General features: G+C 67.2%; 18 protein-coding genes and 1 riboswitch. Of the genes, 5 read left to right on the top strand and 13 right to left on the bottom strand.

The annotated features are described in order from the left end of the window. Nucleotides 1–198 precede the first annotated feature (198 nt). Nucleotides 199–609 (top strand): phasin family protein, encoded by a 411-nt coding sequence (locus AB4Y64_RS11470; protein WP_441816578.1) that lies wholly within the window; start codon nucleotides 199–201, stop codon nucleotides 607–609. A 233-nt stretch (nucleotides 610–842) separates the two neighbouring features. Here AB4Y64_RS11470 and AB4Y64_RS11465 read toward each other — a convergent pair whose 3' ends face one another. From AB4Y64_RS11465 to bioD, 3 genes are all read right to left on the bottom strand, one after another. Beyond that, a complete protein-coding gene (locus tag AB4Y64_RS11465) occupies nucleotides 843–4,016 on the bottom strand; it encodes a multidrug efflux RND transporter permease subunit (protein ID WP_441816577.1) in 3,174 nt (1,057 codons plus the stop codon). A gap of 9 nt (nucleotides 4,017–4,025) precedes the next feature. Then, the gene (locus tag AB4Y64_RS11460) at nucleotides 4,026–5,216 is read right to left on the bottom strand and encodes an efflux RND transporter periplasmic adaptor subunit (protein ID WP_441816576.1); all 1,191 of its coding nucleotides are present in this window, start codon (nucleotides 5,214–5,216) and stop codon (nucleotides 4,026–4,028) included. Nucleotides 5,217–5,363: 147 nt separating this feature from the next. Continuing rightward, entirely contained in the window at nucleotides 5,364–6,092 is a 729-nt protein-coding gene (gene bioD, locus AB4Y64_RS11455) for a dethiobiotin synthase (protein ID WP_441816575.1), read from the bottom strand. Between the two features lie 54 nt (nucleotides 6,093–6,146). On the opposite strand from bioD, the gene AB4Y64_RS11450 reads away from it, so the two are divergent. From AB4Y64_RS11450 to btuB, 3 genes are all read left to right on the top strand, one after another. Next, complete coding sequence (locus AB4Y64_RS11450) at nucleotides 6,147–6,632, top strand: GAF domain-containing protein (RefSeq protein WP_441816574.1); 486 nt, start codon at nucleotides 6,147–6,149, stop codon at nucleotides 6,630–6,632. Further along, nucleotides 6,629–7,018 (top strand): TfoX/Sxy family protein, encoded by a 390-nt coding sequence (locus AB4Y64_RS11445; RefSeq protein ID WP_441816573.1) that lies wholly within the window; start codon nucleotides 6,629–6,631, stop codon nucleotides 7,016–7,018. The genes AB4Y64_RS11450 and AB4Y64_RS11445 overlap by 4 nt, the downstream gene beginning before the upstream one ends. 154 nt (nucleotides 7,019–7,172) lie before the next feature. Then, nucleotides 7,173–7,391, top strand: a riboswitch (cobalamin riboswitch). Nucleotides 7,392–7,553: 162 nt separating this feature from the next. Further along, nucleotides 7,554–9,434 (top strand): TonB-dependent vitamin B12 receptor, encoded by a 1,881-nt coding sequence (btuB, locus tag AB4Y64_RS11440; protein ID WP_441816572.1) that lies wholly within the window; start codon nucleotides 7,554–7,556, stop codon nucleotides 9,432–9,434. Here btuB and AB4Y64_RS11435 read toward each other — a convergent pair. Continuing rightward, nucleotides 9,416–10,696, bottom strand: a complete 1,281-nt coding sequence (locus AB4Y64_RS11435) for an NAD(P)/FAD-dependent oxidoreductase (RefSeq protein ID WP_441816571.1) — start codon at nucleotides 10,694–10,696, stop codon at nucleotides 9,416–9,418. The two genes, btuB and AB4Y64_RS11435, sit on opposite strands and share 19 nt — an antisense overlap. Next, nucleotides 10,697–11,317, bottom strand: coding sequence for a ferritin-like domain-containing protein (locus AB4Y64_RS11430; protein ID WP_441816570.1), 621 nt, complete (start codon nucleotides 11,315–11,317; stop codon nucleotides 10,697–10,699). Between the two features lie 251 nt (nucleotides 11,318–11,568). Here AB4Y64_RS11430 and AB4Y64_RS11425 point away from each other — a divergent pair, with 251 nt between their 5' ends. Further along, entirely contained in the window at nucleotides 11,569–12,678 is a 1,110-nt protein-coding gene (locus AB4Y64_RS11425; protein ID WP_441816569.1) for an aromatic ring-hydroxylating oxygenase subunit alpha, read from the top strand. A 57-nt stretch (nucleotides 12,679–12,735) separates the two neighbouring features. On the opposite strand, the gene AB4Y64_RS11420 is transcribed toward AB4Y64_RS11425, so the two are convergent. From AB4Y64_RS11420 to AB4Y64_RS11385, 8 genes are all read right to left on the bottom strand, one after another. Next, a complete protein-coding gene (locus tag AB4Y64_RS11420) occupies nucleotides 12,736–13,443 on the bottom strand; it encodes a DUF998 domain-containing protein (protein ID WP_441816568.1) in 708 nt (235 codons plus the stop codon). Between the two features lie 45 nt (nucleotides 13,444–13,488). Beyond that, the gene (locus tag AB4Y64_RS11415) at nucleotides 13,489–15,009 is read right to left on the bottom strand and encodes a phytoene desaturase family protein (protein ID WP_441816567.1); all 1,521 of its coding nucleotides are present in this window, start codon (nucleotides 15,007–15,009) and stop codon (nucleotides 13,489–13,491) included. Nucleotides 15,010–15,026: 17 nt separating this feature from the next. Continuing rightward, on the bottom strand, nucleotides 15,027–16,607 hold the full coding sequence (locus tag AB4Y64_RS11410) for a phytoene desaturase family protein (protein WP_441816566.1): 1,581 nt from the start codon (nucleotides 16,605–16,607) through the stop codon (nucleotides 15,027–15,029). Further along, nucleotides 16,607–17,803, bottom strand: a complete 1,197-nt coding sequence (locus tag AB4Y64_RS11405) for an aminomethyltransferase family protein (protein ID WP_441816565.1) — start codon at nucleotides 17,801–17,803, stop codon at nucleotides 16,607–16,609. The genes AB4Y64_RS11410 and AB4Y64_RS11405 overlap by 1 nt, the downstream gene beginning before the upstream one ends. A gap of 74 nt (nucleotides 17,804–17,877) precedes the next feature. Continuing rightward, nucleotides 17,878–19,251, bottom strand: a complete 1,374-nt coding sequence (locus tag AB4Y64_RS11400; RefSeq protein ID WP_441816564.1) for an APC family permease — start codon at nucleotides 19,249–19,251, stop codon at nucleotides 17,878–17,880. Nucleotides 19,252–19,348: 97 nt separating this feature from the next. Further along, complete coding sequence (locus AB4Y64_RS11395) at nucleotides 19,349–20,632, bottom strand: Xaa-Pro dipeptidase (RefSeq protein WP_441816563.1); 1,284 nt, start codon at nucleotides 20,630–20,632, stop codon at nucleotides 19,349–19,351. 100 nt (nucleotides 20,633–20,732) lie between these two features. Further along, nucleotides 20,733–21,902, bottom strand: coding sequence for a DmpA family aminopeptidase (locus tag AB4Y64_RS11390; protein WP_441816562.1), 1,170 nt, complete (start codon nucleotides 21,900–21,902; stop codon nucleotides 20,733–20,735). Next, nucleotides 21,902–23,965, bottom strand: coding sequence for an alpha/beta fold hydrolase (locus AB4Y64_RS11385; protein WP_441816561.1), 2,064 nt, complete (start codon nucleotides 23,963–23,965; stop codon nucleotides 21,902–21,904). Before AB4Y64_RS11385 ends, AB4Y64_RS11390 begins: the two co-directional genes overlap by 1 nt. Nucleotide 23,966: the final 1 nt, after the last annotated feature.

The raw sequence follows: 23,966 nt of genomic DNA, 5'->3' as shown, positions 1-23,966 counted from the left end.
TTCCGGCTTCAGTTCTTGCCCCAGTTCCGGCCCGCGGTGTGGATGGATTCTGGCAGCCGGTCCGGGCAACCCGCCACGGTTTTGACCGCCGCCTGAACCCTCCCTTCCGGCCATGTTGCACTGCAACACAATCGGGATTATGCTGCACCGCACAATCCGAACTCCCTCCCCGGATTGATCCACCTAACGGAGTCAACCATGTACCAGCCGTTCAACGAGCAATTTGCCGCCGCGACGCGCCAGTTCGCGGAGACCGCCGCGCAGGTGAACCGCCTCGCCCTCGACAACGCCGAGGCCGTGTTCGGCCTGCAGCTTGCCGCGATCGAAGAGCGCGTCAACGCGACCTTCGCCTTCCTCGGCGAAGCCGCCGAAGTGCGCGATTTCGACAGCGCCAAGTCGCTGCTGCCGAAGGGCGTGCAGGTCGCCCGCGAGAATCTCGAGCGCAGCGTCAGCACCGGCCAGGAAGTTTTCGGCCGTTCGCTCAAGACGCACGGTGCGATCACCGAGCTGGCCAAGGCCCAGTTCGAGTCCGCCGCCAAGGGCGTGCAGACCTCGGTGCAGACCAGCGTCGACAACACCCTCAAGGCTGCCGGCAAGGCTGCCAAGTAAGTCCAAGCAAGTCGAAACAGGCGCCTCTCTCCAGGCCAACTGATTTCTATTCTCTCTCCCCGCCAACCCCTCCCGGCGGTGGTATGGAAGCCCGGCAGCGAAAGCTGTCGGGTTTTTTCTTTTGCGCGGCCTGGGGCGACGTCCGTGGATTCCAGCCTTCGCGCGAATGACTGACTCCGGAAACAAACAGCCCGCCGAATGGCGGGCTGTTTGCGTTCGGACGCGAGCGGCGATCAGGTCGCCGGTCGCGGCACCGGTTCTTCGTCTTCGTCGTGGACCAGCACCGGCTTCTCGTCGAGCTTGTCGCCCAGCACGCGCCGGACCGCCACGTAGAACACCGGGATCAGCAGCAGGCCCAGGAATGTGGCGAAGATCATGCCGCCGATCACGCCCGTGCCGATCGCGTGGCGCGAGTTGGCGCCGGCGCCGCTGGAAATCGCCAGCGGGAACACGCCCATGATGAAGGCGAACGAGGTCATCAGGATCGGACGCAGGCGCAGGTGCGCCGCCTCGATCGTGGCCTCGCGCAGCGTCTTGCCATGCTGGCGCTGCTCGATCGCGAACTCCACGATCAGGATCGCGTTCTTGGCGGCAAGGCCAATCACCGTGATCAGGCCGATCTTGAAGTAGATGTCGTTGGGCAGGCCGCGCATCAGCGAGAACAGCACCGCACCCAGCGCACCCAGCGGCACCACCAGCAGCACCGCCACCGGCACCGACCAGCTTTCGTACAACGCCGCCAGGCACAGGAACACCACCAGGATCGACAGCGCCAGCAGCGCCGGCGCCTGGTTGCCCGAGAGGATTTCCTGGTACGACTGGCCGGTCCAGTCGTAACCGAAGCCTTCCGGCAGGTCTTCCTCGACGATGTTCTGCATCTCCTTCATCGCCTCGCCCGAGCTGTGGCCCGGTGCCTGCGAACCGACGATCTCCACCGCCGAGTAACCGTTGTAGCGGGTCAGCGACGGCGAGGCGGTGATCCAGTGGCTCTTGACCACGTTCGACAACGGGATCATCGCGCCATTGGGATCGGTGTCGTCGGCGTCGCCGTCGGGGCTGGGCGTGTAGAAGTTCGCCAGCGAACCCGGACCGGTGCGGTACGGCGCATCGGCCTGCATGGTCACGCGCTTGACGCGGCCGGAGTCGACGAAGTCGTTGACGTACACCGGCGCCAGCATCAGCTGGATCGAGTTGTAGATGTCCGACACCGACAGGCCCATCGACTGCGCCTGTACGCGGTCGACGTCGAGCTTGAGCTGGGGCGACTCCTCGAGCTGGTTGGGACGCACCGCGGTCAGCGCCGGGTTCTGGTTGGCCTTGCCCAGCAGCGTATTGCGCGCCTCGGCCAACGCCTCCCGGCCCTTGCCGCTACGGTCCTGCAGGTACATGTCGAAGCCGCCGAACTGGCCCAGGCCGCTGACCGTGGGCAAGTTGATCACGAAGATCTGCGCGTCGCGGATGCCATACAGCGCCATGTTGGCGTTCTGGATGAACTCGCTTGCGGTGACCTTGCGCTCGTCCCAGGGCTTGAGGCGGATGAAGGCGATGCCGACGTTCTCGCCCTGGCCGACGAAGCTGAAGCCCGAGACCTGGAAGATGCCGTCGAAGCCTTCCTGCTTCTGCATGGTCTCGCGTACCTGGTCGAGCACGGTGTTGGTGCGCGTGATCGACGCGCCCGGCGGCAGGCCGATCAGGGCGATCGCATAGCCCTGGTCTTCCTCCGGCAGGAAGCTGCCCGGCATGCGCGTGAACAGGAAGCCGCACAGCACCACCAGCAGCCCGAACACCATCATCCAGCGCGGTGTGTGCTTGATCGCGCCGCCGATATGGCCGATGTAGGTGCGGCTGACCTTGTCGTACAGCTTGTTGAAGTTGCGGAAGATGAAGTTGTCGCGGTGGTGGTCGGCGGTGGGCTTGAGCAGCGTCGCGCACAGCGCCGGGGTGAAGCCCAGCGCCAGGAACGCCGAGAAGAACATCGCCATGGCGATGGTGATGGCGAACTGCTTGTAGATTTCACCGGCCGAACCGCCCTGGAACGCCGACGGGATGAACACCGCCGCCAGCACCACGGTGATCGCCACGACCGCGCCGCTGATCTGGCTCATCGACTTGCGCGTGGCCGCCTTCGGCGACAGGCCTTCCTCGGTCATGATGCGTTCGACGTTCTCGATCACCACGATCGCGTCGTCGACCACGATGCCGATCGCCAGCACCATGCCGAACAGACTGAGCTGGTTGATCGTGAAGCCGATGAAGTACATGCCCAGGAACGTGCCGAGCAGTGCGATCGGGATCACCAGCGTCGGGATCAGCGTCGCCCGGAAGTTCTGCAGGAAGATCAGCATCACCAGGAACACCAGCACGATCGCTTCGCCCAGGGTCTTGATCACTTCCTTGATCGAGACCGAGACGAAGGTCGAGCTGTCGTACGGCGAGAACCAGTTCACGCCCGGCGGGAAGGTGCTCTGCAGTTCCTCCATGCGCGCATAGACCGCCTTGGCCACGCCCAGCGCGTTGGCGCCCGGCGCCAGCTGGATGGCGAAGCCGGCGGCCGGCTTGCCGTCCCAGCGGCTGTCGAAGCCGTAGGACGTCGCGCCCAGGCCGATGCGTGCCACGTCACGCAGGCGCACGCTGGTGCCATCGGTGTTGGTGCGCAGGATGATGTTGCCGAACTGCTCGGGCGTGCTGAAGCGGCCCTCGGCCGACACCGTCGCGGTGAACGCCTGTCCGGCCGGAGCCGGATCGGCGCCGATCTTGCCGGCCGCGAACTGCACGTTCTGGCCGCGCACGGCGGTCAGCACCTGCGTCGCCGACAGGCCGAAGCCACGCAGCTTGTCCGGGTTCAGCCAGATGTTCATGGCGTATTCGCTGCCGAACAGCTGGGTGCTGCCCACGCCCGGTACGCGCGCGATCTGGTCGAGCACGCGCGAGCCGATGATGTCGCTGAGGCTGTCGCGGTCGTAGGTCTCGCTGTCGGCGCGCAGCGCCACCACCATCAGGAAGCCGGCGTTGGCCTTGGCCACCACCACGCCCTGCTGGTTCACTTCGGTCGGCAGTCGCGGCGTTGCCAGTGCGACCTTGTTCTGCACCTGCACCTGGGCGATGTCCGGGTCGGTGCCCGGTGCGAACGTCAGGGTGATGTTGGAACCGCCGCTGGAGCTGGACGACGAGTTGAAGTAGACGAGGTTGTCGATGCCGGTCAGCTGCTGCTCGATCACCTGGGTGACCGCGCCTTCAGCCGTCTCGGCGCTCGCGCCCGGGTACGACGCCGACACGGTGACCTGCGGCGGGGCGATGCTCGGGTACGACTCGACGCCGAGGTTGGCGATCGCCAGCACGCCGCATAGCGAAATCAGGATCGCGATGACCCAGGCGAATACCGGGTGGTTGATGAAGAATCTGGACATGGCTGGGGGTCAGTCCTTGTTTGCCTGCGCCTCGGCGGCAGGCTTGGCGTCGGGCTTGGCGCCCTGGTCTGGCTTGCCATCGGCGGCGACCGGTGCGGCCTTGGCCGGCTGACCCGGCGTTGCGCGCTGGATGCCGGAGACGATGACCTGGTCGCCAGCGGCCAGGCCCGTGCTCACGACCCAGCTGTCGCCCTGCAGGCGATCGGTAACGACGTCCTTGCGCGCGACCTTGCCGTCGCCGCCGACGACGAGCACGTAGGCGCTCTTGGCGTCGCGCAGCAGGCCGACCTGCGGCACGAGGTAGGCATTGGCCTGCTCGCCGAGCGTCGCCTTCAGCGTCACATAGGTACCGGGCAGCAGGTTCTTGTCCGGGTTGGGGATGCGCGCGCGCATCGCGATCGCGCCGGTGGCCGGATCGACCACGTCGCCGGAGAAGTCCATCGTGCCGGTGCGCTGGTAGGTGCTGCCGTCGGGCAGGACGATCTGGACCTCGCCCTGGCCGGTGCCGGCGCCGGTGCGGGCGCGACGGATCTGCTCGAGCTCGGTGACGCTGACCGAGAAGTTCACGTACAGCGGATCGATCTGGTCGACGGTGGTCAGCAGCGTCGCCGTGTCCTGGCCGACCAGTGCGCCTTCGGTGACCTGCTGCTTGCCGGCGCGGCCGCTGATCGGCGCGCGCACGGTGGCGTAGCCCAGGTTGATGCGGGCATCGGCGAGCGCGGCCTTGGCCTGCTTCACTGCAGCTGCGGAGCTGCGCTCGGCGGCCAGGGCGTTGTCGAGGTCGGATTGCGAGACGAACTTCTGCGGCGCAAGGCGACGGGCGCGGTCAGCGGCTGACTTGGCGTTGGCGTAGCTCGCCTCCGCCGCCGCGAGCGCGGCCTGGGACTGGCCGGTCGATGCCTGCAGCTGGTCGGGATCGATCTGGAACAGCACCTGCCCCGCCTTCACGTCGGTGCCTTCGGCATACAGGCGCTGCTTGAGCACGCCCGGCACGCGGGCGCGCACGTCGGCGCTGCGGAACGGCGCGAGGCGACCGACAAGATCCTTCTGCAGCGGCACGTTGCCGGGCTGCAGCTTGACTACGCCGACTTCCGGAGGAGGCATGCCGCCCCCCTGTGCCTGATCCTTGCCGCCACCACAGGCGGAGAGTGCGAGGGCCAACGCGGCGGCCAGTGCCACCGAGCGCGGGTTCTTGACCATGGGGGAGGACTCCGGTTCCGTCATGTACGAGCGATGATGCTCAGATTGGTTTAATTCCTATACCGCCCAGTCTAGCATTCTGAGTTTTCTGCCAATCCCCCAGAAGTCACACAGAGGGGAATCACGCCGGATCAGGCACAAGCCGGCTCAGCAGATTCCAGGCTGGATGCCAGGCTGGATGCCAGACAGGTCCAGCAAATGGGCCAGTTCGGCGGGATCGGGCCCGGGCCGATCGCAGAATGGCAGGCGACCCCAACAAGGTATCGGCAGGCGCTGCCGCAGCAGCGTGAAGTTGTCGTCCGCGCGCGCCATGTGCGGATCGATGTCGTTGCCGATCCATCCGGCCAGCTGCAAACCATCGGCAGCGATCGCACGCGCAGTCAGGCGCGCGTGATTGATGCAACCCAGGCGCAGGCCGACGACCATCACCACCGGCAGTTTCAGCGCGCGCACCAGGTCGGCCTGGTCGACCGTGGCCGACAACGGCGCAGCCCAGCCACCCACACCTTCCACGACGACGGCATCGGCCATCGCCGCCAGCCGCGCGTGCGCATCGAGGATCGGTTCCAGTCGCACCGTCACGCCGGCATCGGCGGCGGCCAGTTCCGGCGCCAGCGGCTGCAACAGTGCATAGGGGTTTACGTCGTCGTAGTCCGGCCGCGGCGCACTGGCCGCCTGCAGCAGCAACGCATCCTCGTTGCGCAGGCCATCGCAGGTGACCTCGCAGCCGCTCGCCAGCGGCTTCATCCCGACCGCGCGCAGGCCGCGCCCGCGCAATGCGTGCAGCAAGGTCGCGCTGGCCAGGGACTTGCCGATGCCGGTATCGGTGCCGGTAATGAACCAGCCCGCGCATTCATGGGACGTGGCGTCGCTCATGGCCGGCACCCGGGCCTGACATGCACGCTGGTAGACTGCGGGAAAGAGGCGCTTATGTTCACCAGCGAAAGTCTAAGCGGGCCCAAGCCCGAACAGTACGCACAGTTGCTCGAGCAGGCGCGCGCCCTCGTGCATGGCGAGCGCGACCGTGTCGCCAATGCCGCGAACCTTTCGGCGCTGGTCTACAACTCGCTGCCGGGCCTGAACTGGGTCGGTTTCTACCTCTATGACGGCACCGAACTGGTGGTCGGCCCCTTCCAGGGCTTGCCCGCCTGCATCCGGATTCCGCTCGACAAGGGGGTGTGCGGGGCTGCCGCGACCACCCGCCAGACCCAGCGGATCGCCGACGTCCACGCCTTCCCTGGCCACATTGCGTGCGATTCTGCGTCTAACTCCGAACTGGTCGTGCCACTTGTGGGGGGGGATGGCCAGCTGATCGGCGTGTTCGATCTGGACAGCCCGCACTTCGACCGCTTCGACGCCGACGACCAGCGCGGCCTGGAGGCGATTGCCCAGGCCTTCGTGGAGTCGCTGGCATGAATACCGCAAAAAACGCCGCAAACAGCACCGACAAGATGCGCAACATCGGGCCCAAGTCCGCGGCCTGGCTGCGCCAGGTGGGATTGCGCACGCGCGAGGACCTGGCCGGAGTGGGCACGGTGGAGGCGTTCATGCGGGTCAAGCGCGCCGGCTTCAAACCGACCTTGAACCTGCTGTACGCCATCGAGGGCGCGCTGCAGGACTGCCATTGGCAGGAAGTCTCCGACGAACGCCGCGCCGAGCTGATTGCCGCCACCGAAGCCGCAATCGCCCTGCTGCCGCCACCGCGCTACCGCCCACCGGCGGGACCGGTGACCACGACCCAGATCGCCGAAGAGACGATGGAGATGCCGTCGCTGCTGGACGAGCCCGCCGAGCGGGATTGACGCGAGCAACGCCCCTGGATCCCCGCCTTCGCGGGGATGACATCAGATCGAAGACCGGGCAACGCGCCGAAGCAATCCCCGGCCCGGCGGACGCCGCCCATGCGAAGCCCCCGCATCACGAGAGGCCATTTGGGCAGCGGGGAACATATCGCGTAGACTGCGCCCGCTTCGAGGTGACCCGGCGGCGTCTGCCGGCGGGTTGAAACGGGAAGCCGGTGACGTCCCCGCAGGGATCATTCCGGCACTGCCCCCGCAACGGTAAGCGAGTACAAGCGCTGCATCCGCCACTGTGCATGACACGGGAAGGCGCGGCGCCGGAGAGCACATGCCTCCACTCGCGAGTCCGGAGACCGGCCTGGAAGCAGGGTCACGCGCCTGTACATGACAGTACGGACGGGCCCACCCCTGGTTGCGATGCGGAGGGCATCGCGGCGGCGACGTTGGCGCCGTGCGCCCACACCGCAGCCCCGTGCACTCTCCTCGCGACTTCCCCAGTTGCCCGTCACGGCACGAGCCGTGCGTTGGAGAAATATCGATGCAATTGCGTACCCCGATGTCGATGGCCGTGCACCTCGCTGTCGCGTGCCTGTTCGCCGCGCCCGCGCTCGCCCAGGCGCAGGACACCGCCGGCGCCACCGACCTGGACCAGGTCATCGTCACCGCCAACCGCACCGCGGTCAGCGTCAACGACGCACTGGCGCCGGTGGAAGTCATCGACGCCGAACAGATCCGCGCCAGCCAGGCGCGCTCGCTGCCCGACCTGCTGCGCGGTCGCGCCGGCATCTCGATGTCGAACCAGGGCGGCGACGGCAAGCTGACCACGCTGTTCCTGCGCGGCGCCGAATCCGACCACGTGCTGGTGCTTGTCGACGGTATCCGAGTCGGCTCGGCCACCTCCGGCCTGACCGCGTTCCAGGACCTGCCGATCGAGATGATCGACCGCGTCGAGATCGTCCGTGGCCCGCGCTCGAGCCTGTACGGCGCCGACGCCATCGGCGGCGTGATCCAGGTGTTCACCCGCCGCGACAAGCATGCATTCGCCCCGCGCGTGCGCTTCGACGGCGGCAGCAACGACACCCTCGGCTATGGCGTCGGCTTCGGCGGAGGCAATGACCGTGGCTGGTTCGGCGCCGACTACCAGCACACGCGCACCAGCGGCATCAACGCCTGCAACGGCTTCTTCGACCCGGCCACGTTCGACGGCGCCGGTTGCTTCATCGCCCTCGACTCCCAGCCCGACCGCGACGGCTACGAGAAGGACGCCCTGTCGCTGCGCGGTGGAATCAACCTCGGCGAGCAGTGGACGCTGGAAGGCCATGCCCTGCGCAACGAAGGCGACAACGAGTTCGACGGCGACTTCACCGACCGCGCCGAAACCGTGCAGCAGGTCATCGGCGGCAAGGTGCGCTGGCACCCGTCCGACCGCGTCGATGTGCACCTGACCGCCGGCCGCAACGTCGACTCGTCCGACAACTTCCTCGGCGACACCTACCTCGATTTCTTCAGCACCCACCGTGACAGCGCCACGCTGCAGGGCGACTTCGGCCTCGCCGCCAACCAGCTCGTCAGCGTCGGCCTGGACTGGCTCAACGACAGCGTCGAGAGCACCACGCGCTACGACGAGGACGAGCGCGACAACAAGGCAGCCTTCGTGCAGTACCAGGGCAAGTTCGGCGCGCAGTCGCTGGAGGCCAGCGTGCGCCACGACGACAACGAGCAGTTCGGTGGCCACACCACCGGCGGCGCGGCATGGGGCCTGGTGTTCGCCGACAGCTGGCGCGTCACCGCTGGCTACGGCAGTGCGTTCAAGGCGCCGACGTTCAACGAGTTGTACTACCCGTTCTTCGGCAACCCCAACCTGCGCCCGGAAGATTCGGAGACCTGGGAGCTTGGCGTGGCCTATCTGGGTAACGGTTTCAACGTGCACCTCGATACGTTCAGCACCGACGTCGACGACCTGATCGCGTTCGATGCGGCCATCAATCTGCCCAACAATGTCGAGAAGGCGCGCATGCAGGGTGCGGAGCTGTCGGCCGACACGGCGCTCGCGGACTGGACGATCAATGGTGCGATCAGTTTCCTCGACACCGAGAATCGTCGTGGGTTCTATGAGGGCAACGATCTGGCCCGCCGCGCCAAGAACAGTGCTCGCCTGGATGTCGATCGCGCTTTTGGTGATTTCCGTGTTGGCCTGACTGCGGTGGGCGAAGGTTCGCGCTACGACGATGTCGCCAATACGCGTCGTCTCGGCGGCTACGGCACGCTCGATCTGCGCGCCGAGTACGCGCTTACCCGCGATCTGACGCTGCAGGCACGGGTGGCCAACGTGTTCGACCGTGATTACGAGACGGTGGCGTTCTACAACCAGCCGGGTCGGGAGTGGTTCCTGACGCTGCGCTATGCGCCGATGGACTGAGGCGGCGCTGTGGTGATGTGATTGAAGGGCCCGGCGATGTCGGGCCTTTCTTTTTGGCGGTCGAAAGAGAACAGTTGCGTCAGCGGATGACGTTGGCGCTTGATCGCGGCGCGGATCAGGTCTCGACCGACCATCGAGTAGGTGATGCCGTTTCCACCGTAGGCCATCGCGAACAGGACGCGTGGGCCCCATTGCGGGTGCGGGCCCATGAAGGGCAGGCCGTCCTTGGTCTCGGCGAAGGTGCCGGCCCAGGAGAAGGCAGGAATCAATGGCTGCAGATGTGGAAGCAGGGCGGCGAGTTTCTCCATCAGCTTGCGTGACTTCTTGCCCAGCCGGCTGTCCCGCCGGGCCGGGATGTCGACGGCGTCGTCCTCGCCGCCCACGATCACGCGGTAGTCGGGCGTGGTGCGCAGGTAGAGATACGGTCTGGCGGTTTCCCACATGACGGTGCGTCGGAGCGGCTCCAGCACCGATGGATCGAAGGGGTCCGAGATGAATGCATAGCTGCTGCGGTTGCTGGCGTAACGTCGCTTGAGCCAGTTCTGGGAAGCGTAGCCGGCGGCGATGACGACGTGCCCGGCGCGAACGCGCTGGCCGCCTGCGGTGATCAGCTCGACCTTGCGGGCGGAAGGGATGACCGCTTCCACGCAGGTGCGATCGAACACCTGCGCGCCCTCGCCCTGCAGCGCGCGGAACAATCGAAGCGTCAGCCGGTACGGGTCGATGCTGGCTGCCGGCGTGCTGACTATCGCCGCCGGCGCGCGGAAGCCATGACGCTCCTGCAGTTCGTCCGGTCCGAGCCATTCGACGTCGAACCCGTGCCCGGCACGAAGTTCGAACTCGTCGCGAAGCGCTCGCGCGTGCCAGGCACGGCTGGCGTAGTACACGCTCTTCACGCGCTGGAAGCCGACATCGCGGATCCGGCGCGACAATGCTTCCAGGCCGCAGATGGTTTCGGCGCAGGCCCGGTACGACTTGAGCGCTTCGTCCATTCCGTACTGGCGGGCCAGGTCGCCCAGGGTCACATCGCTCTCGTACTGCAGCAGCGCGGTGCTTGCCGCGGTGCTGCCCCAGCCGATGTCGCGCTGCTCGAGGACGACCACCTCGTGTCCGTCCTCGACCAGGGCATCGGCGATCAGGGCGGCGGTGATGCCGCCGCCGATGATCGCCACGTCACAACGGATGTCGGCCTGCAGGCGCGGAAATGCATGCATCAGGCCGCTGTTGACGGCCCAGTACGGGTATCCGCTCTTGAGGTCCAATCAGTGCTTCTTCGGCATCGATTCGCGCGCCTTCTCGGCACGCGCCGCGCCAATGGCGGTCTCGACCTGCTTGACCTCTTCCGGCGGCGGCAGCACCGCGGGGATGCCGAGCGACTGCAGCCACAACTCCCGGCTCCAGCCCTTGGTGTGGTACAGATGGTGGTCTTCGTCTTTCTCCACGGCCTCGTATGCCTGCTTGAGCACGCTCGCCAGGTTGCCGGTGGTGTGTTCGGCGATCTGTCCGATCAGCTCCCAGTTGTGGTGATCCTTGGTTTCGGCCAGCACCACGCATTCGGTCGCCACCAGTTCGGCCGCGGTGGGGGTGCCGTTCTTGCGCGCCATGGCCATCGCCTCGACCAGCGACTTGCCGATGTGGCCGACAACCTCGCGACCGGGCGTCTTTGTATCTGGATCCAGGCCCAGGGCTTCGAAGACGCTGAGCAGGACCTTGCGATGGGTCTTGGTCTCGGACAGGTATCCCTGCCATTCCTCGCGCAGGTCTTCGTTGACCGCGCAGGCGATGGCGGTTTCGTAGATCTGGATGCCGCCCAGCTCGGTCTCCAGCGCCTGAAACAGCAGTTCGTTGACCTGGTCCTGTTCGATCGTTGCTTTCCTGGCCATTGCCGGGACTCCACTGACTGATTTGAAGGAGACCCACGTGTAGACACCGCGGCGTTAACCGGACGTGGAAAATTCGGTGGGCGCCTTCGACATCCGCCCATCCGTCGAAGTGAACGGCGTCGTCACGAATGCGACTGGAAGCGTTCGCTGTGCGCACGGAAGGGTCCGCATTGACACCGTCGCCAGCCGCGGGAAAGTATGTGGCGGGGAAGCAGTCCGGGCCGCCAGGCCCGCGCATCAGGGCGAGGCGAATGAATCCATCCGTTGCAGAGCTGGTTGGGCAGTACGATCCGACGTTGCCGCTGGAAGAGGCCTCGACCATTCCGGCGTCGTGGTACGTCGATGAGCGCATCAGCGAGCGCGAGCGGCGTACCACGTTCTCGCGCTCCTGGCAGATGGCCGCGCGCCTGGACCAGTTGCGCGAACCCGGCCAGTACGTCACCTGCGAGATCGCGGGCGAACCCATCCTGGTCGTGCGCGGCAGCGACGGCGAGCTGCGCGGTTTCTTCAATGTCTGCCGCCACCATGCCGCGGCGGTGATGACCGAGCCTTCCGGCTGCGCGCAGAACCTGCGCTGCCCGTACCACGGCTGGACCTACACGCTGGAGGGCGCGCTCAAGGGCACGCCGAGCTTCAACAGCGAATGCCACTTCGACCGCTCGCAGCATGGTCTGGCGCCTGTCGCCACCGCGGTCTGGGAGAACTGGGTGTTCGTGCTGCTGGATGCGCAGGGGCCAAGCCTGGAGGAGTTCCTCGGTGCCGACCTGATCGCGCAGATCCGCCCACTGCAGCTGTCGAAGCTGCATTTCTTCGAACGCCGCCATTACCTGTTCGACTGCAACTGGAAGGTGTTCGTCGACAATTACCTCGATGGCGGCTACCACGTCCCGCACCTGCACAAGGGCCTGGACAGCGTGCTGGACTACAAGAACTACACCATCGAAAACGGCGGCCGCTTCTGCCTGCAGTCCAGTCCACTGACCACGGCCAAGGCGCAGGAGGACTACGCCGCCGTGCGCAAGGGCGATCGCGCGCTCTACTACTGGATGCACCCGAACCTGATGATCAACTGGTACGAGGGCATGATGGACACCAACCTCGTGCTGCCGCTGGGCGTGGACAAGACCGAGGTGATCTTCGACTTCTGGTTCGACGATGTGTCCGAGGCGGCCCATGCGCGCAATCGCGCCAGTGTCGATGTTGGCCAGCAGATCCAGGACGAGGACATGGCGATCTGCAAGTCGGTGCAGCGCGGGTTGCACTCGCGCGCGTATTCGACCGGACGGCTGTCGGTGCGGCGCGAAGCCGGTGAGCATCTGTTCCATCGGTTGCTGCATGAGGATCTGAGCGCGGGCGACTGAACCCTCACAGGAGCAAAGTCGCCGGGTCCCCGCCTTCGCGGGGATGACGGGCCGCTACTATTGCGGAAATGGCGGCCGCTCCTGCACCGGCTGCAACCGCACCCGTTGTTCTTGGCGCAGCCACGATGCGGCAAACCCGAGCCACAGCAGGATCATCGAGATCACGGTCTTCTGTCGCAGACCTTCCGGCAGGCCGTGCCACAACGCATAGATCCACAGTGCGATGAAGGTCGCCACGGCCCACGGCAGCGCCCATGCCACGTGGACGCGCCAGGCCTGGTCGTAGTGGAAGCGCCAGGACTGCACCATCATCGCCAGCGTCACGCACAGGAACGTGGTCAGCGCGGCGATCCGGTGCAACTGGTTTTCCTGGCCATGGTCCAGGCCCGGGAGGTCGGTTTCGGAGATCGCGGTCACCGCCAGCGCCACGCCGGCCACGGTCAGCAGGAACACCGGCACCGCGCTGCGCGCCTGCGGCTGCAGGTTCCGGTACAGGCCTGCGCCGAGCAGGACCAGGGCCGCGCTCAGCGTGTAATAGGCCATCCGCAGCCAGCCGCCGTAGGGTCCCTTGAGGTAGGCGCTGAGCGGATCGTGGCGCCAGTCCAGGTCGGTGCGCAGCCACTGCAGCACGAGGCAGGTTGCCAGGAACACCAGCACGGCGACAAGGCAGATCAGCCCCGAGCGGTGCCGCACCACGCCGTCGAGGAAGCCGCTTCGCGCCAGCTTCCCCTGGACTGCCGCACCGACGGAGACCGGCGCCTTCATGACTGTGCCAACGAGGCGGCCGCGGCGTCGCGGCCACCTGCGACTTTACGCGCCTGGCTTGACCTTCAACACCGCCTGCGCGGCATTGCGTCCGGCCGCGCCGCTGATGCCGCCGCCGCCATGGCTGCCGCTGCCGCACAGGTAGAGGCCATCGACCGGCGTGGCATGGTTCGACCAGCCCGGCAGCGGGCGCATGAAGAACATCTGGTCGAGGATGAGCTGGCCATGGTTGAGGTCGCCCTCGCTCAGGCCGTATTGCTGCTCCAGGTCGGCCGGCGTGATCGTGCGCACTTCGCGGATCGAAGCCTCCAGCGCCGGGAAGTGCTCGGCCACGGTGGCGATCGCGGTGCGCGCGATGGTCTCGCGGGCTTCGTCCCAGCCGATGCCGCGCAGCTTGTACGGCGCGGATTGCACGTGGATCGAGACGACCTTGCCGGCCGTGGTGACTTCCAGGTACGGATGCGCCGAGAGCTCGCCGTACTTGGCCGCGTCGTAGGCGCGCTCGAGGAACTTCAGGGTCGGCGCCACGGCCAGCGTGCCTGATGGCAGGCTGTGGTTGCCGTTGGTCAGCAGGTGCACCTTGGCGACGGCGCCGCGCATCTTGATCGACTGCACCTGCCAGACGAAGTCCGGCGGCAGTTCCGGCGCGCCGACCAGGCCCAGCAGCGTGCGGCGCGGGTCGGCGGCCGACAGCACCGTGGTCGCGGCGATCTCTTCGCCATTGGCCAGTCGCACGCCGGACACGCGCAGCGAGTCGACCAGGATGCGGTCGACGCCGGTACCGGTGCGCAGTTCGCCACCGGCCGCCTTCAACGCAGCCACCAGCGCTTCGGCAACCTTGCCGCTGCCGCCGGCCACCTGGCGATGGGCAAGGCCGCCGCGGTTGAGCCAGTTGTGCATCAGCGTGTAGCCGGTGCCGGCCGACATCGAACCGAGCGTGTGGCCGTGGATGCCGACGGCGGCGATAGCGGACTTGAGCTGCTCCGACTCGAACCACTCTTCGGTGAACTCCACCGTCGACATCGACATCGCCCGGATCACCCGGAACATGTCGCGGCCGCCGAGGCGGCGCAGCGTCCAGGCCAGCTTCGCCAGCGGCCAGCCCTCGGCCATGCCGACGTGCGGCAGGCGCGGCATCGGCGTGCGGTAGGCGGCATCGAGGAAGGCCGCGGCGCGGTCCATGAAGGCGACGAACTCGGGCCAGCGCGCGGCATCGGCGGCGGAGAACTGGCGGATCGATTCGAGCGTCGCGGTGTCGCCGGGCGCGGTCGACAGGTGCAGGCGCTTGCCATCGGCGAGCAGCGACACGTACGGCGCGGCCGCCTCATGACTCACGCCGTGCTTGCCCAGGCCGAGGTCGCTGACGATGTCGGGCCGCAGCTGCGCGCCGGCGTGCAATGGGTCGAACGCGCTGTCGCCGATCGTGTCGGCGGCCAGCTGCCCGCCGGCGGTCTCGCGCTGTTCGAGCACCAGCACTTTCTTGCCGGCCTTGGCCAGGTAGGTCGCCGCGACCAGACCGTTGTGGCCGGCGCCGACGATGAGGATGTCGTATCGCTGTTTCGTCATGTTGATCGCCATCGCGCTCACTTCCAGTCCTTCAGTACTTCCTGCGCCGCCATCTTGCCGGCCGCGCCCATGACGCCACCGCCCGGGTGCGCGCCGGACGCACCGAAGTAGTAGCCCGGCAGCGGCGTGCGGAAGTCGGCCCACTGCGGCGCCGGGCGAAGGAAGAACAGCTGGTGCAGCAGAAGCTCGCCGTGGAAGATGTTGCCGCCGGTGATGCCGGCGATCTGTTCGATGTCCTTGGGCGTGATCACCTGCTTGCCGACGATCTTGCTGCGGATGTCCGGGGCGTAGCGCTCCAGCGTTGAGATCACGGTCTCGCCGAACGCGTCGCGCTTGGCATCGTCCCAGCCGCCCTCGATGTCGTAGGGCGCGTACTGCACGAAGCACGAGGCGACGTGGTGGCCAGGAGGCGCCATGTCGCGGTCGATCATCGACGGGAAGATCATGTCGATGTACGGCTGCTTGGCGAACTGGCCGTACTTGGCCTCGTCGTAGGCGCGCTCGATGTACTCCATGCTCGGGCTGATCGACACCGCGCCGCGGTGCAGCGGGCCTTCGCCGGGCAGGCAGGTGAAATCGGGCAATCCGCTGAAGGCGATGTTGACCTTGCCCGAGGAGCCGCGGACGCGGAAGTTCCTGATCTGCTGCACGAATTCGTCGGGCAGGTGCTTGCCTTCGACGAACTGCAGGAAGCTGCGCTTCGGGTCGGCTGCGGAAATGACGACCTTGGCGCGCAGTTCGTCGCCGTTGGCCAGGGCGACGCCCGAGGCGCGACCACCGCGTACGACGACCTGCTCGACCGCGGCGTTGGTGCGGATCTCCACGCCCAGCGCGCGCGCCGAGCTGGCGATCGCCTGGGTGACGCCACCGTTGCCGTTCTTGCAGAAGCCCCAGGCGCGGAAGGCGCCGTCGATCTCGCCCATGTAGTGGTGCAGCAGCACGTAGGCGGTGCCCGGTGAATGCGGGCCGAGGAACGTGCCGATGATGCCGCTGGCGGACTTGGTGCCCTTGAGCGGATCGAACTCGAACCAGTCGTTGAGCAGGTCGGCCGCCGACTGGGTGAGCAGCTTGGCGATCTGATAGAGCTCTTTTTCCGACAGGCTCTTGCCGTACTGGCCAAGCTTGAGCAGGCCCTTGAGGTCGCGCAGGCTCAGCGACGACGGATCGGGCGGCACCAGGCCGATGATCGGCTTGATCGCCTTGGCGGCGCGCGCCATCACCCGACCGTACTCGTCGGAGGCTTCGGCATCGCGCGGTGAATGGCGGTAGAGCTCCTGGCGGGTGAGATCGTGATCGTCCCACGCAGCCAGGTAGTCGCCGTTGTCCATCGGCGTGACTGTGCTCGGCAGCGGCAGGATCTTCAGGCCGTGCCTGGGCAACTCGAGGTCGCGGATGATCTCCGGCCGCAGCAGGCTGACGACGTAGGAGAACTGGCTGAAGCGATAGCCGGGGAACGGTTCGGCAGTCACCGCGGCGCCGCCGACGACTTCGCGGCGTTCGAGAACGGCCACCTTCTTGCCCGCGCGCGCCAGGTAGGCGGCGGCGATCAGGCCGTTGTGGCCGGCGCCGATGACGACGGCGTCGTACTGGTTGGTCATCACTTCTTCTTCCACTCCGGCTCGTAGAACGGCAGCTTCACCACCTTGCCCGGCGCCTGCAGGCGCTTGTGCTCGACGGTGACTTCCATGGTCAATGCGGTTCCCGGCTCGTAGTACGGGCGCTGCAGGTGCACCAGCGCGATGTACTTCTTCAGCACCGGCGACCAGGTGCTCGTGGAGGCGTAGCCCACTTGCTTGTCACCCTGCATCATCGGCAGGCTGTCGCGCACCGCCATCGCGGGAATCTGCGGCGGCAGGCCGACGCGGGCGAACAGCGGCTCCATCTTTTCCCAGTCGACCTCGAAACCGACCAGCTTCCACGCAGAGCCTTCGCGCTTCTCGCGCTCGAGCGCGCGGCGGCCGACGAAGTAGCCGGGCTTGTCCAGTTGCACCGCCCAGTCCAGTCCCATCTCCAGCGGCGTCGACTTCTGCCCTTCGATCCAGGCGTGGTTGGCGGCGGTGTAATCGACATCGATCATGAACAAGCCGGCTTCCACGCGCGCCATGTCCATCGCGAGAATTCCGCACGGGACGATGCCGTAATCGGCGCCGGCTTCCATCAGCGCGTCCCACACGTGCAGCGCGTCGGCCTTGTCGATCCAGATCTCGTAGCCGAGGTCGCCGGTGTAGCCGGTGCGCGAAATGGTGACCGGCTTGCCGGCCAGCGTGTTCGCCATCACCTTGAAGTACTTGAGCTTGTCGAGCGTCTTGGCGCAGCAGCGGTTGAGCACCGCGCGTGATTTCGGTCCCTGCAGGCTCAGTGCCGCAACCAGTTCGGTGACCTCGGTGATCGTCACGTCCATGCCGACGGCGTTCATCGACAGCCAGCGCAGCGACGGCTCGGCCGAAGTCAGGCGGAAGGTGTCTTCGGCCAGGCGCGAGATCGTGCCGTCGTCGAGCAGCTTGCCCTCCTCGTCGCACCAGCCGGTGTAGCCCACCTGCCCCACCGCCATCTTCTGCACGTCGCGCGGGGTCAGCTTGTGCAGCAGGCGGGCGGCGTCGGGGCCGGTGATGATGTATTTCATCAGCGGCGAGACGTCGATCGCGGCGACGCCGTCGCGGATCGCCCAGTACTCGCGGTCCAGGTGCAGGTCGTACGAGCCGGCAACGATGTGCCCGGCCCAGCGCCGCCAGTTCTGCGGCAGGCACAGGCGCGAGGTGCGCTCGTGGAAGGGCGTGCGTTTGAGTTCCAGCATGGGAGTCCTGCGTGCGTGGCGCTATGTGTTGCGGGTGGTCCGGAAGGCGGTGGTGCGGACGGTGCTGCGGACGGCTAGGGTTTCGCGGCCGGCGGCAGCAGCGGGCTGACCCGGCCATTGCGCAGACGCAGCAATGCGTACACCGGCAATCCGGCGGCCGCCAGTACGATAGCCCAGCCGAACGGTTCGCTGCCAAGGCCGATGAAGGCGAACGTCACATACCCCAGGCCCGGCACCGCGAGCACCAGCATGTCGCTGTTGGCCGGCCGCTGGCCGCGGCGCCACAGCACCAGCAGCGCCAGCGCGCAGCACAGGTACAGCGGCAGGTTGGCGGCGGTGACGACCGTGGTGATGAAGGTGAAGCCCTGCACCAGCGACTTGCTGTAGTTCATCAGGATCATCGCGCTGGCGAGGGCACCGGTCGCGACCAGCGCCAGCGCCGGCGCGCCGAAGCGGTTGCTTCGCGAGAACGACGCCGGCAGGCCGCCGTTGCAGGCGATGGTGCGGGTCAGCTCGCCGACCAGCAGCACCCAGCCGTTCAACGCACCCAGGCCGCTGATGACCACGAACAGCGACAGGGCGCGGCCGTAGCCGCCGCCGACCAGCCGATCGAGCAGATCAGAGAACGGCGCCTTCGATTGCGCCAGCTCCGCCGCCGGGATCAGCAGCAGCGGCACGGACGAGACGACGAGGTAGATCACAGCCGTGATCATCGTGCCGACCATGGTCGCGCGCGGGATGGTCCAGCCCGGGTCGCGCACGCGGTCGGCCGGCACCGCCGCCGATTCGAAACCGAGCATCGCGAACAGGGCAATAGTCGACGCCGCCATCAGTGGCGCCAGGCTGACCGGTTCGGTCGGCAGGTTTTCGGTGTAGCTCGATGGGTGCGTCAGCAGCAGCCAGATGCCGAGCCCGGCCACCGACAGCATCGGCAACAGCTTCAGCACGGTGGTCACGATCTGCACGCGCCCGCCGGCGCGCACGCCGAGCAGGTTGATGAGCACGAACAACCACAACAGCGACACCGCCTGCACCGCAGCGGGCACCTCGCGCAGCGCCGGGAACAGGGTGTCGAGGTAGCCGACCACGCCTATGGCGATGGCGGCATTGGTGATCCACGTCGCGATCCAGTACGACCACATCGCCACGAACGCGGGGATCTCGCCGAGCGTGCCGCGGATATAGCCGTAGGGGCCGTCGGCCGAAGGCATGTCGCGCGCGAGCCGCGCGAACACGCGTGCCATGGCCAGGCAGCCGAACACGGTGATGACCCAGCCCAGCATCGCGCTGTAGCCATACGGCGCCAGCGACGCGGGCAACAGGAAGATGCCGATGCCGATGGTGTTGCCGACCACCAGTGCCGTGCACATCCAGAAGCCGAGCTTGCGCTCCGGCCGTGTGTCGCAGTGTTGCGTGTTGCCAGCCTCGTTGACGCGCGGGTCCTGCATGCCTTGCCACCCCTGTTCAGTTGGTACTGCGGTGCGCGTCCTGCGAATTGTGTCGCCAGCTTTCAAACCACTATGTATTCGATCCCCATCATGGACTTCAATGGGATCGCGTGCAGCGTTGCTCCGGTGCGGCACAGATCAGCCGGCCCTGGGCGACCACGGCCTCGACCTGGCGCAGCACTTCGACGTCGGTCAACGGATCGCCGGCGACCGCGATCAGGTCGGCGGACTTGCCCACGGCGACTGAGCCCAACTCCTTCTCGCGCCCGAGCGACGTGGCGGCGCTGATGGTGGCCGAACTGATCGCCTGCATCGGCGTCTGCCCGTTTCGCACCATGTAGGCGAACTGGCGCGCATTCTGGCCGTGCGGGTAGACGCCGCTGTCGGTGCCGAAGCCGATGCGCACGCCCGCCTTCACCGCCTTGCGGAAACCGTCGCGCTGGGTCTGGGTGGTTTCGGTGTTCTTGCGCAGGATCTCTTCGGGCCAGCCGTCGCGGCGGCCGATCTCCTCGATGTAGTCGCCGTTGTAGACGTCGGCGACCAGCCAGGTACCGTGCTTCTTCATCAGCGCGATGCCCTCGTCGTCGAGGTAGGAGCCGTGTTCGATCGAACGCACGCCGGCGCGGACGGCGCGCTTGATGCCCTCGGCGCCGTGTGCGTGGGCGACCACGAAGGTGCCGTGCAACGCCGCCTCCTCGACCGCGGCATGGATCTCGGCCTCGCTGTACTCCGGTGCGCCCGGCTCGGTGCCGCTGGCGAGCACCGCACCGGTGGCGATGATCTTGATGAAGTCGGCGCCGCCGGCGATCAGTTCGCGCACGCGCTGGCGGATCTCGGCCTCGGAATTGGCGACGCCGCGGCGCATGTCGGCGGGGACCTGGACGTCCGGCGCCAGTCCGGTGACTTCGCCGCCGCCGCCGCTGACGGTGACGTAGGTGCCGGCCACGAACATGCGCGGGCCTTCGACGATGCCCTCGTTGATGGCGTTGCGCAGGGCGACGTCGGTGAAGGCGCGGTAGGTGCCGACATCGCGCACGGTGGTGAAGCCGGCGCGGAGGGTATCGCGGGCGTTGCGCACGCCAATCAGGGCGTCGCGCGCGGAGGTGCTCATCAGCGGCGCGGCGACGTTGTCGGACTGGATGTCGCCGACCAGGTGGGTGTGCAGGTCGATCAGGCCCGGCAGCACCGTGTAGGCCGACCAGTCGAGGACACGGGCGTCGCCGACGGCGGCAGCCGAGAACGGCTCGACGCGGGTGATGCGTTGGCCTTCGATGCGGATCGCCTGATCGCTGAGCACGCGACCGTTGTCGACGTCGACCAGGTGACCGGCACGGACCACGATGGCCTGGGCGGCGACGCTCTGGGCAGGCGGCGCAGCCATGCCCGCCCCGGACAGGACGGCAGTCAGGACGGCGGCAAGCGCTTTCAGGGGAAGCTTTGTCATCGATTCGGGCCAGTGGCAGTCGGATGGAAGATCGGGTTCACTTCGGCGCCTGCGTCGGGCCCAGGCGGCCGTAGCGCTTGAGCAGCTTCAGCAGCGGCCCGTGCGGAATCGCGTTGGCATAGCGTCCGCCTTCGCCGCGCATGTCGCGTGCGGCGATCATGGCGTTGACGATGGCTTCTTCGGTGGCCTGCACCGTCGCCTCGAACAGGCCGTCGACGTTGTCGTTGCCCAGATACCTGGCTTCGTGCAGCGCACCTTCGCCGGCGCCAGTGGCATTGGCGGTCGAGAAGGCGAGGAAGAGGTCACCGGATCCGTTGCCGGCATAGCTGCCCATCCGCGCCAGGCCCATGCCAGCGCGTTTGGCTATTCGCCTGAGCTGGTGCGGCAGGAGCGGTGCGTCGGTGGCGATCACGATCACGATCGAGCCGGTGTCGCCGGTGATTGCCGCGTCGGTGTAGACGCGATCGTCGCGCAGGAACTGCCCGACCGGCACGCCGGCGATGCGCAGCGGATCGCGCACGCCGTAGTTGGCCTGCACCAGCACGCCGACGGTGTAGTCCAGTCCGTCGCCACTGACGCGGCGCGAGGCCGTGCCGACGCCGCACTTGAACTCGTGGCAGATCATGCCGGTGCCGCCGCCGACATTGCCTTCGGCGACCGGGCCATTGCGGGCGCCGGCCAGCGCCTGGGCGACGTGTTCTGGCTTGACGTGGAAACCGTTGATGTCGTTGAGGTGGCCATCCCAGGTTTCGGCCACCACCGGCAGCGACCACCAGTAGCCGCTGGCATCGGCGCCGCCAGCCTTGACGCGTTCGGCAATCACGGCATCGCGAACCACGCCGACGCTGTGGGTGTTGGTCAGCATCACCGGGCCTTCGAGCATCCCGGACTCGTCGATCCAGGCCGTGCCGGTCATCTCGCCATTGCCGTTGAGCGCGAACCAGCCGCCGAACACCGGCGTGTCGAGGCTGGCCTTGCCGCGCGGCAGGATCGCAGTGACGCCGGTACGCACCTTGTGGCCGTCGGCCAGGTCCTCGATCAGCGTCACCTGGCCGACCGTGACACCGGCGACATCGGTGATCGCATTGAGCGCGCCCGGCGTGCCCTCGAACGGGATGCCGAGATCGCGGGCACGGGGTTCCGCCGCGTGTGCCGCGGCGCAGGCCGCGCACAACGCCAGCGACAACAGCAAGATCTGCTTGCGCATCATGGAGCGTCCTTCAGGTAACGGTCGTACCACGCCAGGTTGCGGGTCAGGCGATCGGTCAGGTAGCTCGGCACGCTGAGCTGGTGGTTCTCGCCCGGATAGACCACCAGCTGCGTGGGCACGTTGCGGGAGCGCAGCGCCTGGTACATCTGCTCGGCGCCCAGGCACGGCACGTTGAAGTCGGCTTCGCCGCACTGGAACATCGTCGGCGTGGTGATGCGGTCGGCGTGCAGGAACGGATAACTGGCGCGGTCGTACTGTTCGCGGTTCTGCCAAGGCGTGCCCAGCTCCAGCGCGTACTCGCGCACGTACTGGTCGTGGCCGTACATCGCGTACATGTTGGACGCGCCGGCGCCGCTGATGGCGGCCTTGAAGCGGGTTTCGCGGGCGATCACCGCATTGGTCAGGATGCCACCGTAGCTCCAGCCGCCCACGCCCAGGCGTTCGGGATCGGCCACGCCCATGGCCACGACATGCTCGACACCGGCGACGACATCGCGGACGTCGACGTTGCCCCAGTCGGCATAGATGGTGCGGGCGAAGTCGAAGCCGCGGCCGGAACTGCCGCGCGGATTGATCGCGACCACGGCGTAGCCGTTGGCCGCATACACCTGCCAGTCGGGCATGAACTCATGGCTGAACTGGTACACCGGCCCACCATGGATCCGCAGGATCGTCGGGTAGCGCTGGCCTTGCTGGTAGCCCACCGGCTTGACCAGGATGCCTTCGATCTCGACACCGTCGACCTTGAAGGCGATGGGTTCTGCCTGCGCGAGGGTGCGTTCGCGCAGGAAGGCGTTGTGATCGGTCAACTCGCGCAGGCCCTGCGGTTCCACCGCCGAGAGGCCGTAGGGATGGGTGTCGTCGCCACCGAGCACGACGACGCGGTCGTTGGCCGACACCGCAAGGTCGTAGTCGAAGCGGTTGCCGTGGCTGAGTTCGCTCAGCTCGCCGCTGTCGACGTCGATCTTCTCGACGCGGGTGACGCGGCTGCGCTCGACCAGCGCATAGACGTGGCGGCCATCTGCCGCCCAGCGCGGCTTGCTCATGCAACGGTCGATCGGAGCGGCCATGCGGGACGCGCCAGTGGCGACATCGATCACCGCCAGCTGCCACGGCGCGTAGTAGATCCACTTGTCCTCGCCGCTTTGCAGGTAGGCGATGCGGCGGCTGTCCGGACTCCACGACGGGCGCGTTTCCCAGTACGGGTCGAGGTCGGAGCCGGTGAAGGTGGTGAGCTGGCGCTCCCTGGCGCCGGCGCGCGGCTCGACCACATAGATGTCGTAGTTGAGGTGCCGGTCCGGGTCGACGCCGCGCTTGGTGACGTATGCGATCAGCTTGCCGTCGGGCGACCAGGACGGCAGCAGTTCGTCGTGGTCGCCGGTCGTGATCTGCTCGGCGCGACCGGTGGCGATGTCGACCACGTACAGATGGGTGCGATGGCCGTCCAGATAGCCGGTGCCGTCTTCCTTGAACTGGTAGCGCGTGGTGACGATCGGCGGCGGGTTCTTCGGCGCCGGCGTGCCGGCAGGGCGCTCCGGATCACGCACGATGACGGCCAGATGCCTGCCATCGGGCGACCACACGTAGTCGTCGACACCGCTGGCGAATGTCGTCACGCGTCGGCCAACGCCGCCGCTGGCAGGCATCAGCCAGACCTGGCTGATCTCTTCCTCGTCTTCGTCCTTGCTGCCGGCGCCATCCTTGCCAGTGGTTGGCTTGCGCGGCGCGGGCGCATCGGACAGGTAGGCGATCGATTTGCCGTCGGGCGACCACAGCGGCCGCGATTCGCTGTTCTCCGCGGTGTTCGTCAACTGCTTGCGCCCGCTGCCGTCGTAGCCGACACGCCACAGGTCGCTCTGGGTCATGTCCTGCGCATTGTTGACGGCCAGCACGCTGTAGACCACGGCCGCGCCGTCCGCCGACAGATCGGGCTCGGCGACGTCGGCCAGGCGGTTGTAGTCGGCGATGCTGAAGCGGGCCAGCTGCGCCGGTGGCGCGGCCTGCGCCGCCAGTGCGGTCACGGCCAGGCACAGCGCTATCCATCGGCGTGGCGTCTGCATC

It is taken from the genome of Lysobacter sp. TAF61 (genome assembly GCF_052113485.1).
Classification (GTDB): domain Bacteria; phylum Pseudomonadota; class Gammaproteobacteria; order Xanthomonadales; family Xanthomonadaceae; genus Lysobacter_J.
This window is presented reverse-complemented; position numbering and strand designations above follow the sequence as displayed.

Excerpts from the sequence above, each read along its gene's own strand:
- AB4Y64_RS11470 (WP_441816578.1), top strand. The coding sequence starts at position 199 with ATGTACCAGCCGTTCAACGAGCAATTTGCCGCCGCGACGCGCCAGTTC.
- AB4Y64_RS11465 (WP_441816577.1), bottom strand. The coding sequence starts at position 4,016 with ATGTCCAGATTCTTCATCAACCACCCGGTATTCGCCTGGGTCATCGCG.
- AB4Y64_RS11460 (WP_441816576.1), bottom strand. The coding sequence starts at position 5,216 with ATGGTCAAGAACCCGCGCTCGGTGGCACTGGCCGCCGCGTTGGCCCTC.
- bioD (WP_441816575.1), bottom strand. The coding sequence starts at position 6,092 with ATGAGCGACGCCACGTCCCATGAATGCGCGGGCTGGTTCATTACCGGC.
- AB4Y64_RS11450 (WP_441816574.1), top strand. The coding sequence starts at position 6,147 with ATGTTCACCAGCGAAAGTCTAAGCGGGCCCAAGCCCGAACAGTACGCA.
- AB4Y64_RS11445 (WP_441816573.1), top strand. The coding sequence starts at position 6,629 with ATGAATACCGCAAAAAACGCCGCAAACAGCACCGACAAGATGCGCAAC.
- btuB (WP_441816572.1), top strand. The coding sequence starts at position 7,554 with ATGCAATTGCGTACCCCGATGTCGATGGCCGTGCACCTCGCTGTCGCG.
- AB4Y64_RS11430 (WP_441816570.1), bottom strand. The coding sequence starts at position 11,317 with ATGGCCAGGAAAGCAACGATCGAACAGGACCAGGTCAACGAACTGCTG.
- AB4Y64_RS11425 (WP_441816569.1), top strand. The coding sequence starts at position 11,569 with ATGAATCCATCCGTTGCAGAGCTGGTTGGGCAGTACGATCCGACGTTG.
- AB4Y64_RS11420 (WP_441816568.1), bottom strand. The coding sequence starts at position 13,443 with ATGAAGGCGCCGGTCTCCGTCGGTGCGGCAGTCCAGGGGAAGCTGGCG.
- AB4Y64_RS11415 (WP_441816567.1), bottom strand. The coding sequence starts at position 15,009 with ATGACGAAACAGCGATACGACATCCTCATCGTCGGCGCCGGCCACAAC.
- AB4Y64_RS11410 (WP_441816566.1), bottom strand. The coding sequence starts at position 16,607 with ATGACCAACCAGTACGACGCCGTCGTCATCGGCGCCGGCCACAACGGC.
- AB4Y64_RS11405 (WP_441816565.1), bottom strand. The coding sequence starts at position 17,803 with ATGCTGGAACTCAAACGCACGCCCTTCCACGAGCGCACCTCGCGCCTG.
- AB4Y64_RS11400 (WP_441816564.1), bottom strand. The coding sequence starts at position 19,251 with ATGCAGGACCCGCGCGTCAACGAGGCTGGCAACACGCAACACTGCGAC.
- AB4Y64_RS11395 (WP_441816563.1), bottom strand. The coding sequence starts at position 20,632 with ATGGCTGCGCCGCCTGCCCAGAGCGTCGCCGCCCAGGCCATCGTGGTC.
- AB4Y64_RS11390 (WP_441816562.1), bottom strand. The coding sequence starts at position 21,902 with ATGCGCAAGCAGATCTTGCTGTTGTCGCTGGCGTTGTGCGCGGCCTGC.
- AB4Y64_RS11385 (WP_441816561.1), bottom strand. The coding sequence starts at position 23,965 with ATGCAGACGCCACGCCGATGGATAGCGCTGTGCCTGGCCGTGACCGCA.